Below are 13,113 nucleotides of genomic sequence, written 5' to 3' on the forward strand. Positions count from 1 at the left end.
CGTGGTCCGCCTCGCCGCCGCCGCGGCCCACTTCACCCGCGACATCGGGTTCGACCTCGACCGCATCAAAATGATCATCTCGCACGCGCGGGACGCCGGCGTCGCCTTGCTGGCGCTGCCCGACGGGGCGCTCGGCGGGTACCTCACCGACCTGCGCCGCCCGGACGAGGAGTGCCTGCCGCCGCTGCTCGAGCCGAACGGCGACGAGGTGCGCTCCGTGATCGACATCGCCGGCGAGATGGTGGTCTGCCTCGGGTACAGCGAGCTGGGTCCCGACGAGGGCGCCGGGCCGGTGCGCTACGACGCGGCGGTGTGCCTGTCCGGGGACGGGATCCTCGGCCGGCACCGCAAGGTGCACATCCCCGCGGGCGTCGCGCCGCTGTTCCGGGCCGGCGACGGGTTCTCGGCGTTCGACACCCCGGTCGGGCGGATGGGCCTGCTCATCGACCACGACAAGACGTTCCCGGAGGCGCCACGGACGCTCGCGGTGGACGGCGCGGAGATCATCGCGTGCCTCTCCGCGTGGCCGACGTCGCTGACCAACCGCGCGCCGCGGATGGCGCAGGACCGCCAGGCGCGCCTGTTCGACCTCTACGACCAGGCGCGGGCGGCGGAGAACCAGGTGGTCTGGTTGTCGTCGAACCAGAGCGGGCGGCACGGGGCGCTGCATTTCCTCGGGCGGGCCAAGGTCGTCGGACCGGGCGGGGAGATCCTCGCGCGCACGTGGTCGAAGGGCGGGCTCGCGGTGGCCGAGGTCGACCTGCAGGGCATCGTCGGTGCGGCCCGTTCGGTGCTGCACCACCTGTCCGAGCGGCGGCCCGAGACGTACGGGGCCCGATGACCCCGATGACCCCGATGACCCCGATGACCCCGATGACCCCGGTGACGATGTCGTGGCACCTCCACGGCGCGGAGGGCTAGCGTGCGTGTCGCCCTGCTGACGTACTCGACCAAGCCGCGCGGGGGCGTGGTGCACACGCTCGCGCTGGCGGAGGCGTTCGCTCGGGCCGGGCACGCGGTGACGGTGTGGGCGCTCGCGCGAGGCGGCGACACGGGCTTCTTCCGGGCGGTCTCCCCCGACGTGACCGTACGCCTGGTGCCGGTGCCGGAGATCGACGGCGAGGCGGTGGGGGAGCGGATCCTGCGGTCGATCGCGTTGCTGTCGGAGGCGTTCGAGGGTGCGTACGACGTCGTGCACGCGCAGGACTGCCTGACGGCGAACGCGGTGGGTCGCTCCCGTGGCTATGGAGATCTCTGGCGGACCGTGCACCACCTCGACAGCTTCACGACGCCCGAGCTCGCGGCATGCCACGAGCGCGCGATCGTCGAGCCGGCCGGGCTGGTGTGCGTGTCGGAGGCGGTGGCGTCCGAGATTCGCTCGGGCTGGGACCGGGCTCCGACGGTGATCGGCAACGGGGTGGACGCGGCGCGCTTCGTGTCGGCGGCCGAGGCCGGGGCCGGGGAGCCGTGGCGCGCGAAGCACGGGCGCTACGTGCTCGCCGTCGGGGGCATCGAGCCGCGCAAGGGGACGGTGGAGCTGGTCGAGGCGATGGCGCGTCTGCCGGGCGTGCCGCTGCTCGTGGCGGGCGGGGACACGCTGTTCGACTACCGGGGGTATCGCGAGGAGGTCTTCGCGCGCGCCGCGGAGCTGGGCGTGGAGCCGGTCGTGCTCGGGCCGGTCGACGACACCGAGCTGCCGGGCCTGGTGGCCGGTGCGGCGGTGTTCGCGTTCCCGTCGACGAAGGAGGGGTTCGGGCTCGCGGCGATGGAGGCGCTCGCGGCGGGTGTGCCGCTGGTGACGCGCGACCTGCCCGTCCTGCGCGAGGTGTTCGCGGGCGCGGCGCGCTTCGCCGACGGCCCCGAGGGCTTCGCGCGCGAGATCGGGCGGGTGATCGAGGGCGGGGACGCCGACCTCCCGGCGCGCGCGACGGTGGGTCGCGCGCTGGCCGCGTCGCACACCTGGGACGCCGCGGCCGCCGCGCACCTGGACCTCTACCGCCGGGGTGGCGGTCCGGGCGACTGAACCGGGGTTGATGCGAGCGATGCGGCATTGCTGGCGTCTCACGCCAGGATCGCCACATCTTCGCTACCGCGACACGCCGGTGTCGGCGTGGCGCGGGACATCGCAGCCTGGCGGCCACGCCGACGTTCAACGTCAGGAACGGTGCGTCGATCATGACGTCCCGGGTCCCCGACGGACGCGGGCTGTGCTGGACTCCTTGTCGTGGACGAGGCCCGGCACGAGCGGATCCGCGCGGCGGTCGCGGCGATCCCGGAAGGTCAGGTGGCGACGTACGGCGACGTCGCGGCCGAGGCGGGTGAGCGCTCCGCGCGCCTGGTCGGGCATGTGCTGCGCGAGGACGGCGCCGATCTGCCGTGGCACCGGGTGCTGCGCGCCGACGGGTCGAGTGCGCCGCAGATCCTCGACGAGCAGCACGCCCGCCTGCGCGAGGAAGGGGTCGAGATCCGCGACGGGAAGGTCGTGCTCGCCAACCACCGCGCCGCGAGCGGGTGGAACTCCTGACGTTCGACGTCAGCGTGGCCGCCACGCTGAAGCCGCCACGCTGAACAGCCCCGCACCACGCCGACACCGGCGTGTCGCGGTAGCGAGGATGTGGCGATCCTGGCGTGAGACGCCAGCAATGCCGCATCGCTCGCAGACCCGTGCGCATCTCCCGCCGGCCACCCTCCACGCCCTTGTCGGGGGGACATGGTGGAGTGGTGCGCGTGAGCCTCCCGATGAGCGCCGAGCGCGTGCCCGAGCTCCGCCGCGCCGCGGCGTGGGTGCCGGGCGAGCTGGTGCTCGACGACGCCGCGCGGCGGGTCCTCGAGCACGACGTGGGGTTCCTGCGCGTGCTCGGCGGCCCGGGGACGGGCAAGACGACGCTGCTCGCCGAGCGCGTGGCGCGCCTGCTCCACGCCGAGCCCGACGCGCGTCCGCTCGTGCTCGTCGGCGACCGGCGGGCCGCGGCCTCGCTGCGCGAGCGCATCGCGGCCCGCAGACGGGCGCTCGACGACCAGGACGGCAACGCCCGCGCCGTCGCCGAGCCCCTGGTGCGCAGCGTGCACTCCTACGCCTTCGCCGTCCTGCGCCGCCACGCCGAGCGCCGGGGCGAGGCGCCGCCGCGCCTGCTCCCCGGCGCCCAGCAGGACGCGATGGTGCGCGAGCTGCTCGCCGGCGAGGTCGCGGGCGCCGGGGTGGCGTCGGGCTGGCCGCTGCGCATGCAGCCCGCGCTGGAGGCGCCCGCGTTCGCCGGCGAGGTGCGCGATCTCCTCCTGCGAGCCGCCGAGCGAGGCCTCGGGCCCCGCGAGCTCGCCGACCTCGGCAAGCGCCACGGCGTGCCCGCCTGGATCGCCGCCGGGCGCTTCTACCGCACGTACGAGGAGGTCACGCTCCTGCGCGCGGCGGCGGGCTCTGCGAACCCCCTGGCGAGCGCGCCCCCGCTCGACGCCGCCGAGCTGGTCGCCGCCGTGCTCGACGCCTTCGTCACCGACCCCGACCTGCTCGAGGCCGAGCGCGCCGCGGTGCGCCACCTCGTGGTCGACGACGTCCAGGACATGGACCCCCAGCAGATCGAGCTCGCCCGCGCCCTGGGGGCGGCCGCCGACGACTGGGTGCTCGCGGGCGACCCGGACTCCTCGGTGCTCGGGTTCCGCGGCGCCGACCCGGCGCTGCTGCGCGACGCCGACCCGGGCGGGCTCGCCACCGTCGTCCTGCCCGTCGACCACCGCAGCCGCCCCGCGCTGCGCGACGCCGTCGCCCGGGTCGTCGCGGCCCTGCCCGGCGCCGGCCCCGGACGCACCCGACGCGCGCCAGCAGCAGAGGAGGACGAGCGCGGCCGCGTCACCGTCGACGTCTACGCCACCGCCGGGCGCCAGGCCGCCGCGGTCGCCGACCGGCTGCGCCGCGCCCACCTCACCGACGGCGTCCCGTGGTCGCGGATGGCGGTGCTCGTCCGCAGCGTCTCCGGCTCCCTGCCGCCCCTGCGCCGCGCCCTGCTCGCCGCCGGCGTCCCCCTCGCCGTGCCCGCCGACGACACCCCGCTCGCCGCCCTCCCGGCGGTGGCCCCGCTGCTCACCGTCCTGCGCTGCGCCGCCGACCCCCAGCGTCTCGACGCCGACACCGCGCTCACCCTGCTCGCCTCCCCCCTCGGCGGCGCCGACCCCCTGGCCGTGCGCCGCCTGCGCCGCGGGCTCCTGCGCCGCCACGAGGCCGGCGGCGGCGCGGCCGACACCCCGAGCGACGCGCTCATCGTCGACGCCCTGCTCGACCACGTGCGCCAGGAGCTCAACCCCCTCGCACTGCTCAGCCCCTCGGAGGCCGCGCCGCTCGACCGCGTCGGCGGGCTCCTGGCCACGGCCGCCAAGGCCATCGCCGAGGGTGCCTCGGTGCCCGACGTGCTGTGGGCCGTGTGGGACCGCAGCGGTCTGCAACGACGGTGGGTCGCCGCCAGCGAGCGCGGCGGGGTCACCGGCGCGCAGGCCGACCGCGACCTCGACGCCGTCGTCGCCCTCGTCGAACGCGCCGCCCGCTTCGTCGAGGACCTGCCCGGCGGCACCGTCGCCGGCTTCGTCGCCCAGGCCGACGACCAGCGCATCCGCGCCGACACCCTCGCCCCCCGTGCCCCCGACGGCGAGGCCGTCGCCCTGCTCACCGCCCACGCCTCGCGGGGGCGGGAGTGGGACGTCGTCGTCGTCCCCGACGTGCAGGAGGGCGTGTGGCCGGATCTGCGACGCCGCGGCACCCTGCTCGGCGTCGAGCGGCTCGTCGACGTCCTCGCCGGCGTCCCCGACGACCCGGCGGTCTCCGGGCAGGCGCCCCTGCTCGCCGAGGAGCGCCGGCTGTTCGCGGTCGCGCTGTCGCGCGCACGGCGCGCGGTGCACGTCAGCGCGGTCGAGGCCGAGGACGTCACGCCCTCGCGATTCCTCGACGACGTCGACGGCGGCCCGCTCACCGGCGACCCCGCGGACGCGACGAGACCCCGCAGCCGCCCCGGTCGCGCGCTGGTCCTCGCCGAGCTGGTCGGCGAGCTGCGCCGCGCCGTCACCGACCCCGAGGCCGCCCCGGCGCAGCGCGACCGCGCCGCGGCGGGCCTCGCCCGCCTCGCCGACGCCGGCGTCCCGGGCGCCGATCCCGACGAGTGGTACGGCCTGCTCGCCCCGTCCACCGAGGCCCCGCTGCGCCCGCCCGGTCCGGTCGCGGTCAGCCCCAGCGCGGTCGAGACGATCTTGACCTGCCCGCTGCGCTGGGCGCTGCAGACCCACGGCGGCGACGACGGCGACTCGCTGGCGTCGGTCACCGGGTCCCTCGTCCACGCCCTGGTCCAGCGCGCCGCCGAGGGCGCCGAGGCCGGCGAGCTCGAGGAGGCCCTCGACGTCGCGTGGGCGTCGGTCGACGCGGGTGCCCCGTGGTTCTCGCGGCGCGAGCTCGCCAACACCCGGCGCATGCTCGCGAGCTTCCTGGCCTGGCGGGAGCAGACGCGCGCCCAGCTCACCGAGGCCGCGGTCGAGCGCGAGCTCGAGGTCACGGTGGCCGAGGGCGTGCGGGTGCGCGGGCGGGTCGACCGCCTCGAGATCGATCCTCACGGCCGCCCGGTGATCATCGACGTGAAGACGGGCAAGACGCCGATCTCGAAGGCCGACGCCCAGGCCCACCCCCAGCTCGCGGTGTACCAGCTCGCCACCGCGCTCGGCGCGTTCGCCGAGACCCTCGCCGGCCCCGACCGCACCGCCGCGCGCACCACACCCGGCGGTGCGCGTCTGGTCTACCTGTCCCGGGCCGGGACGCCCGCGAAGGAGCGCGTGCAGGAGCCCCTCGACGACGAGGGACTCGCCGAATGGCGCGAGCACGTCGGCGCCGCCGCCCGCGCCACCGAGGGGCCGCTGTTCGTCGGGCGCGAGAACGACGCCTGCCCGCGCTGCCCGGTGCGCACGGCCTGCCCGGTGCACGTCTCGGGGAGGCAGGTCCCGTGACGTCGATCGCGCCCGCCCGGCAGCGGGCCCCGTTGATCGACCCCGTCGAGCTCGCCGACCGCCTCGGGCTGCGCCGCCCCACCGAGGAGCAGGCCGCCGTGATCGGCGCGCGGTGGGAGCCCGCGCTGGTCACCGCGGGCGCCGGGTCCGGCAAGACCGAGACGATGGCCGCGCGCGTGGTGTGGCTGGTGGCCAACGGCCTCGTGCGCCCCGAGCAGGTGCTGGGCCTGACTTTCACGCGCAAGGCCGCCGGGCAGCTCGCCGACCGGGTGCGGCGCCGGCTGCGTGTGCTCGGTGCGTCGACGCTGCTCGACGAGCTCGACCCGACCGGCGACCGGCGCCTCGCCGCCCGCGCGGGGGAGCCGACGATCTCGACGTACCACGCCTACGCGGGGCGCCTGCTCACCGAGCACGGCCTGCGCCTGCCCGTCGACCCCGGCGCGCGCCTGCTCGCGCCGACCGCCTCGTGGCAGCTCGCCCACCGCATCGTCTCCACCTGGGCCGCGGACCTCGACACCGACCGGGTGCCCGCCACCGTGACGGCGCTGGTCCAGGCCCTGGCGGGCGAGCTCGGCGAGCACCTCGCCGACCCCGAGGTCCTGCGGGTCCACGCCGAGCGCTTCGCGCGCGCGGTCGAGGACGCGCCGCGCGCCAGGGGGCAGAAGGCCGCGCTGCCGCAGACGCTCGCCACCAAGGTCGCCGCCCAGCGCTTCCGCGCCGCCCTGCTGCCGCTGGTCGAGGAGCTGGCCGCGCGCAAGCGCGCCGAGCGCTGCCTCGACTTCGCCGACCAGATGGCCGCCGCCGCACGCCTCGCCGAGGGCCACGAGGAGGTCGGGGCCGCCGAGCGGGAGGCGTTCCGGGCGGTGCTGCTCGACGAGTACCAGGACACCGGGCACGCTCAGCGCGTCCTGCTGCGCTCGTTGTTCGCGGGCCGCAGCGGAGATCGCGAGGACACCACGGTCACCGCGGTCGGCGACCCCTTCCAGTCGATCTACGGCTGGCGCGGGGCGAGCGCGGCCAACCTGCCGCGCTTCGTCACCGACTTCCCGCGCGCCGACGGCAGCGGCGAGTGGGTCGCGGCCGCCCGCCACGGCCTGCTGACCAGCTTCCGCAACCCGCCCGAAGTCCTCGCGCTGGCCAACGGGATCGCCGAGCCACTCAGGGCGACGGGCGTCCCCGTCGACGAGCTGCGGCCCCGGCCCGGCGCGCCCGCGGGCGACGTGCGGGTCGCGCTGCACACCGACGTCGAGGTCGAGCGCGCGTGGGTCGCGGACGCGATCGCCGACCGCTGGCGTGCCGCCGCCGACGCCGGCACCGAGCCTCCGACCTCGGCGGTGCTGGTCCGCCGCCGCGCCGACATGAGCGCGCTCGCCGCCGTGCTGCGCGCCCGGGACCTGCCCGTCGAGGTCGTCGGGCTGGGCGGCCTGCTCGACGAGCCCGAGGTCCGCGACGTGGTGTCGGCGCTGCGTCTGGTGGTCGACCCGCTCGCGGGCGGTGCCGCGGTCCGGCTGCTCACCGGCGCGCGCTGGCGCATCGGCGGCGCCGACCTCTCGGCCCTGTGGCGGCGTGCGCGCGAGCTCGCGGCACCCGCGAACGATCACGCCCACCCCGCGGCGGTGGGCAGCACCGTCAGCCAGGCCGTCCCCGACCCGGTCGCCGCCGCGCTGCCCGGCGAGCACGCCGAGCGGGCCGGCCTGGTCGACGCGCTCGACGACCCCGGCCCGGCGGCGCGCTACTCCGCCGCCGGGTACGAGCGGATCCGCCACCTCGCCCGCGAGCTGAGCATGCTGCGCCGTCGGGTCACCGCCCCGCTGGTCGACCTCGTCGCCGACGTGGAGCGCGTGCTCCTGCTCGACGTCGAGACCGCCGCGCGCCCCGGGCCGACCGGGCGCGCGCACCTCGACGCGTTCGCGGAGGTCGTCGCCGACTTCGGCGCGGGCGCGGTGGCCTCGGGCGGCACGGCGACGGTCACCGCGCTGCTCGCCTACCTCGACGCGGCCGAGGACGCCGAGGACGGCCTGACGCCCGGGGAGGTCGACCCCGTGTCAGCGGCCGACCCCGCGAGCGGCGGCACCCGCGTGCAGGTGCTGACGGTCCACGCCGCGAAGGGCCTCGAGTGGGAGCTCGTGGCTCTGCCGCACGTCGTCGACAAGGTGTTCCCGGCGGCGAAGCGCTCCGGGTCGTGGCTGACGTCGGTGGCCTCGCTTCCGGTGCACCTGCGCGGCGACCGGCCCGACCTCCCCGAGCTCGACCTCGACGGCGCCGAGGACCGCAAGGAGATCCAGGACCGGCTCGACGCCCACGAGCGCGCCTTCGACGAGCGCCGCCTCGTCGAGGAGCGGCGCCTGTTCTACGTGGCGCTCACCCGCTCCGAGCGCGCGCTGCTGGTCTCGGGCCACTGGTGGGGCGAGACGGGGGACACCCCACGCGGGCCGTCGGATCTGTTGAGCGAGGTCGGAGAGCTGGTCGCGACCGGCCGCGGCGGGGTCGTCGACACCTGGGTCGAGGCGCCGGAGGAGGGGGAGCCCAACCCGATGGCCGCGGCCGTGCACGAGGCGGTCTGGCCGCTCGATCCCCTCGGGGCGCGGCGGGCGGCGGTCGACGAGGGCGCGGCACTGGTCCGGGCCGCGCGGGCGCGACACGCCGAGCCGACGGACGAGGATCCCGAAGGCTGGGCCGCCGACATCGAGGTCCTGCTCGCCGAGCGCGCCGCCGCCCGCGACCGGCACGCGCGCGTGCTGCTGCCACCGCAGCTCTCGGTCAGCCAGCTCGTCGACCTCGCCGCCGACCCCGGCGCGCTGGCCCGCCGGCTCCGCCGCCCCGTGCCGCGCCCACCCGATCCGCGCGCCCGGCGCGGCACCGAGTTCCACGCCTGGCTGGAGCGCTGGTTCTCGGCCACCGAGCTGCTGGAGTTCGACGAGCTGCCCGGCGCCGCCGACGAGGACGCCGACGCCGCCGCCGACCCCGTCGGGGCCGCGGACGCCGCCGAGCTGCGCGAGCGGTTCACCGCCAGCCGGTGGGCCAACCGCACGCCGGTGGCGGTCGAGGTGCCGTTCGAGACCGAGGTCGCCGGCACGCTGGTCCGCGGCCGCATCGACGCGGTGTTCGCCGACGCCGACGGGGGCGCGACCGTCGTCGACTGGAAGACCGGCGCCCGCCCGCGCGAGGAAGCCCTCCCGGCGCTCGCGGTGCAGCTCGCGGCGTACCGGCTGGCGTGGTCGTCGCTCTCCGGCGTCCCGGTCGAGCGGGTCCGGGCGGCGCTGCACTACGTGCGCCACGACGAGACCGTCAGCCCGGCCGACCTGCTCGACGCCGCCGGCCTGCGGGCGCTCGTGGCCGCCGTGCCCGAGGAGCAGCGCGCGCCCGAGGGCGACCCGGAACCCCCGCCGGGGACCGCCTCGGCACACGACCCGGACGCCGACCCCGACCGCGACGACGGCCCGCCGCCGGACGTCGACCCAGACCCGCGGTGAGACCCAGACCCGCGGTGAGACCCAGACCCGCGGTGAGACCCAGACCCGCGGTGAACGGGGGCATCATCGAGACGTGAGCAACACCGAGACCGCGCCGCCCGAGGTCCACTGCGTGCCGGGCGGGGCGGTGCCGCAGGTCGAGGTCCTGACGCCGCGGGAGGTGCCACTGGGCGGCCCGCGGGCGATGACCGTGCGGCGCACGCTGCCGCAGCGGCGGCGGTCGCTGATCGGCGCGTGGTGCTTCGTCGACCACTACGGCCCCGACGCCACCTCGACCAGCGGCGGCATGGACGTCCCACCCCACCCGCACACCGGCCTCGCGACGGTGAGCTGGCTGTTCACCGGCGAGGTCGAGCACCGCGACAGCCACGGCGTCCACGCCCGTGTGCGTCCCGGCGAGCTCAACCTCATGACCGCCGGGCACGGCATCGCGCACTCCGAGGTCAGCACCCCGGGAACGACCGTCCTGCACGGTGTGCAGCTCTGGGTCGCCCTGCCCGAGGACGCCCGCGACGGGCCGCGGGACTTCGCCCACCACGCCCCCGAGCCGGTCGCGCTGGACGGCGGCACCGCCCGCGTCTTCCTCGGCGCGCTGGCCGGTGCGGCGTCCCCGGTGGTCACCGCCACCCCCCTGCTCGGCGCGGAGCTGCTCCTCGAGCCCGGCGCCACGATCGAGCTCGCGGTCGACGACGCCTTCGAGCACGGCCTGCTCGTCGACGGCGGCCGCGTGACGTTCCAGGGGCGGCCCCTCGAGCCGGGCGAGCTCGGCTACCTGCGCACCGGCCACAGCACGCTGGAGATCACGGCCGGCGCCGATCCGGCGCGCCTCGTCCTGCTCGGCGGCCCGCCGTTCGGCGAGCAGATCGTCATGTGGTGGAACTTCGTCGGCCGCAGCCACGACGAGATCGTCGCGTTCCGCGCGGCGTGGGAGGCCGGGGAGCGGTTCGGCGAGGTCGACGGCTACGTCGGCCGGGACGGCCGCACCGGCGCCCGGCTGCCGGCGCCGGCACTGCCGCAGGCCACCATCCGGCCACGGGGCAACCCGCAGTGACCCCCCGAAAGCGCGGAGAGTAGCGATCACGCCACTAGAACCGGTCTTGTTTCACTCTCGGTAGCTGACTACCGTCGGACGCTCCCGTAAGGACCGATGATCGTGCCGTCGCAGTGCCGCCGCAGTGCCGTCGCGGGGCGAGTCCTCGGCCCGGAGGACGTCGGGCTGGTCACCGAGCTCGCGGGATTCGACCTCGCCCTCGACCTCGCCCTCGAGCACGCCCCGCTCGCGGTGGTCGGTGCGACGAGCGCCGAGGGCACGGGTGTGGGCGGGAACGGTCGGGGACCGGGACCGGGGGGAGTCGGGGAGGGCCCGCGGGGCCGGCGTCAGCCGGCCTCGCGGTGCACCCGCAGCGCGTGCGCGATCATCGGCACCTGCAGCGGCAGGCGCCCGAACGCCACCGCGCGCCACGGCCACGGTCGGCGCCGCCAGTCCCACGCCATCTGCACGTTCGCCGGGAACACCGCGACGAACAGGGCGGCCGCCGCCAGCGCACCCGCGCGGCGCGTCCGCGGTGCCGCGACCGCCGCGCCGACCGCGAGCTCCGCGACACCGCTCGCGTACGTCCAGAGCCGGGCCGAGCCCGGCAGCCACGGCGGGACGATCGTGTCGAACGGCTGCGGCGCGACCCCGTGCAGCACGCCCGTGGTCAGCAGTGCGCCGGCGAGCACAGCGGATCGGGAGCGGATCATGGGGCCACCCTCGCAGAGCCGGCGCCGCACCGCCCGCCGGCTCACCGTCCCACCGCGTACCCCTGCATCCCCCGTGGGTTCGCGGCGGCCCATCGCACCCCGCGGGCCCGGTCGATCCCGACCGCCGACAGACGCCCCAGCGACCACGGCCCGGTGCGCGTCACCCGGTGCCCACGGCGCTCCAGCCCGTCGACGACCGCGGCGTCCATCCGGTCCTCGACCACCGCGCCCGCGGGCTCGCGTCCGCGCGGCCAGAACGAGCTGGGTGACGACGTCGTGTGCAGCGCGGGCGCGTCGATCGCCTGCTGCGGATCGTAGCCGCCGACGAGCGTGCGCAGCAGGTAGAGCAGCTGCCATTGGTCCTGCTGGTCGCCGCCGGGCGTGCCGAGCGCGGTGACGGGGCCGCCGTCGTCGAGCACGAGCGTCGGCGACAGCGTGGTGCGCGGCTTGCGTCCGGGCGTCAGCGTCGCGGGCAGGCCGTCCTGCAGCCAGCTCATCTGCAGCCGGCTGCCCAGGGCGAACCCCAGCTCGGGGATCGTCGGGGACGACTGCAGCCACCCGCCGGACGGGGTCGCGGAGACGATGTTGCCGGCGCGGTCGACGACGTCGAGGTGGCAGGTGTCGCCCTTCGTCTCACCGGCGAGGGTGACGGTCGGCTCGCCGATGGTGCCGTCGACGGTGACGCCGGCGTCGGCGCCGGAGACCGCGAGCTCCGGGAGCACCGGGTCGCGACCACCGAGGCGCCCGGGGCGCAGGTCGGGCGAGGCGACGTCGGAGATCAGCGCGCGGCGCCCGGCGACGTAATCGGGGGTGAGGAGGTCGGCGACGTCGAGCAGGTCCGCCGACTCGCCGAACCACGCCTCCCGGTCGGCGTGCGCGAGCTTGATCGTCTCGAGCACGAGGTGCGCGCCGGGGTCGCCGACCGGATCGAGGTCGGCGTCGTCGAAGCCGTCGAGCACCGCGAGCGCGGCGAGCAACGCCGGCCCCTGGCCCCACGCCGGGGTCTTGGCGACCCGCCGCCCGCGGAACTCGCCGATGACCGCGTCGCACTCCCGCGCCCGGTAGCCCGCCGTGTCGGCGACGGTGAGCACGCCCGCGTGGACGGTGCCCGACGAGTGCCGGTGGGGCGCGCGGCACGACGCGGCGACCGCCTCGCCCACGAACCCCTCGCCCCACACGGTGCGCACCGCGTCGATCCGGGCCTCGCGGTCGGGCCCCTGCGCGGCCGCGGCGAGCCGCTCGAGGGTGTCGGCCCAGGCCGGGTTGCGCACGACGTCGCCGGGCCGCGGCGGTCGGCCGCCGGGCAGCCACAGCGCGGCCGAGGTCGGCCAGTGCTCGCGGAAGAGGTCGGCGACTCCTGCGATCGTCGACGCCAGGCGCGGGACCGCGGGCACGCCGTCGCGGGCGGCGCCGATCGCCGGCGCGAGGACGTCGCCGACATCCCACGTCCCGCGGTCGCGCAGCAGCAGGAACCAGGCGTCCACCGCGCCCGGGACCGCGGCCGCCAGCGCGCCCGAGCCCGGCACCCGGTCCAGACCCTCGGCCCGGTAGGCGGCCGCGGACGCACCCGCCGGGGCCGGGCCCTGCCCGTCGAGTACCCGCGGCGTGGGGTCGTCGGCCGTCGCGAACACGGCGGTGAGATCGCCCCCCGGCCCGTTGAGATGGGGCTCGGTGACGTGCAGGACGAACGCGGCCGCCACCGCGGCGTCGAACGCGGTCCCGCCCCGCTCCAGCACACCCATCGCGGTGGTCGCGGCCGCCCAGTGCGTCGCCGCTGCCATCCCCACCGTGCCCTCGAGCACCGGCCGCGTCGTGAACTCCGGGGGCGGGGTCCATCCCGCGGGCACGCGCATCTGTCACAGCGAAACCGAACGGTCACGGCCGAGGCAAGTACGGAGAAACAACGAGAAAGTATTGACGTAGG

8 protein-coding genes are annotated in these 13,113 nt (G+C 77.0%); 6 read left to right on the top strand and 2 right to left on the bottom strand.

Going from position 1 to position 13,113, the window contains the following annotated elements:
* Position 1 precedes the first annotated feature (1 nt).
* The 6 genes from AC2A1K_RS03465 to AC2A1K_RS03490 all read left to right on the top strand — a co-directional run bounded on the left by AC2A1K_RS03465 (position 2) and on the right by AC2A1K_RS03490 (position 10,497).
* Complete coding sequence (locus AC2A1K_RS03465) at positions 2-841, top strand: carbon-nitrogen hydrolase family protein (RefSeq protein WP_483894917.1); 840 nt, start codon at positions 2-4, stop codon at positions 839-841.
* A gap of 81 nt (positions 842-922) precedes the next feature.
* Positions 923-2,023, top strand: coding sequence for an MSMEG_0565 family glycosyltransferase (locus AC2A1K_RS03470; protein WP_483894918.1), 1,101 nt, complete (start codon positions 923-925; stop codon positions 2,021-2,023).
* 201 nt (positions 2,024-2,224) lie between these two features.
* The gene (locus AC2A1K_RS03475) at positions 2,225-2,524 is read left to right on the top strand and encodes an MGMT family protein (RefSeq protein ID WP_483894919.1); all 300 of its coding nucleotides are present in this window, start codon (positions 2,225-2,227) and stop codon (positions 2,522-2,524) included.
* A 203-nt stretch (positions 2,525-2,727) separates the two neighbouring features.
* The gene (locus AC2A1K_RS03480) at positions 2,728-5,973 is read left to right on the top strand and encodes an ATP-dependent helicase (protein WP_483894920.1); all 3,246 of its coding nucleotides are present in this window, start codon (positions 2,728-2,730) and stop codon (positions 5,971-5,973) included.
* Positions 5,970-9,446 (top strand): ATP-dependent helicase, encoded by a 3,477-nt coding sequence (locus AC2A1K_RS03485; RefSeq protein ID WP_483894921.1) that lies wholly within the window; start codon positions 5,970-5,972, stop codon positions 9,444-9,446. Before AC2A1K_RS03480 ends, AC2A1K_RS03485 begins: the two co-directional genes overlap by 4 nt.
* 73 nt (positions 9,447-9,519) lie before the next feature.
* On the top strand, positions 9,520-10,497 hold the full coding sequence (locus AC2A1K_RS03490; protein ID WP_483894922.1) for a pirin family protein: 978 nt from the start codon (positions 9,520-9,522) through the stop codon (positions 10,495-10,497).
* 326 nt (positions 10,498-10,823) lie between these two features.
* On the opposite strand, the gene AC2A1K_RS03495 is transcribed toward AC2A1K_RS03490, so the two are convergent.
* Complete coding sequence (locus AC2A1K_RS03495; RefSeq protein WP_483894923.1) at positions 10,824-11,189, bottom strand: DoxX family protein; 366 nt, start codon at positions 11,187-11,189, stop codon at positions 10,824-10,826.
* A gap of 41 nt (positions 11,190-11,230) precedes the next feature.
* Positions 11,231-13,042: a gamma-glutamyltransferase family protein gene (locus AC2A1K_RS03500; RefSeq protein ID WP_483894924.1), complete on the bottom strand. Its 1,812-nt coding sequence runs from the start codon at positions 13,040-13,042 to the stop codon at positions 11,231-11,233.
* Positions 13,043-13,113 lie beyond the last annotated feature (71 nt).

Source organism: Actinomycetospora sp. 2LY8.5 (assembly GCF_057180585.1).

What these genes read in the sequence shown, in the direction of transcription:
- AC2A1K_RS03495 (WP_483894923.1), bottom strand. Translation starts at nt 11,189, where the DNA reads ATGATCCGCTCCCGATCCGCTGTGCTCGCCGGCGCACTGCTGACCACG.
- AC2A1K_RS03500 (WP_483894924.1), bottom strand. Translation starts at nt 13,042, where the DNA reads ATGCGCGTGCCCGCGGGATGGACCCCGCCCCCGGAGTTCACGACGCGG.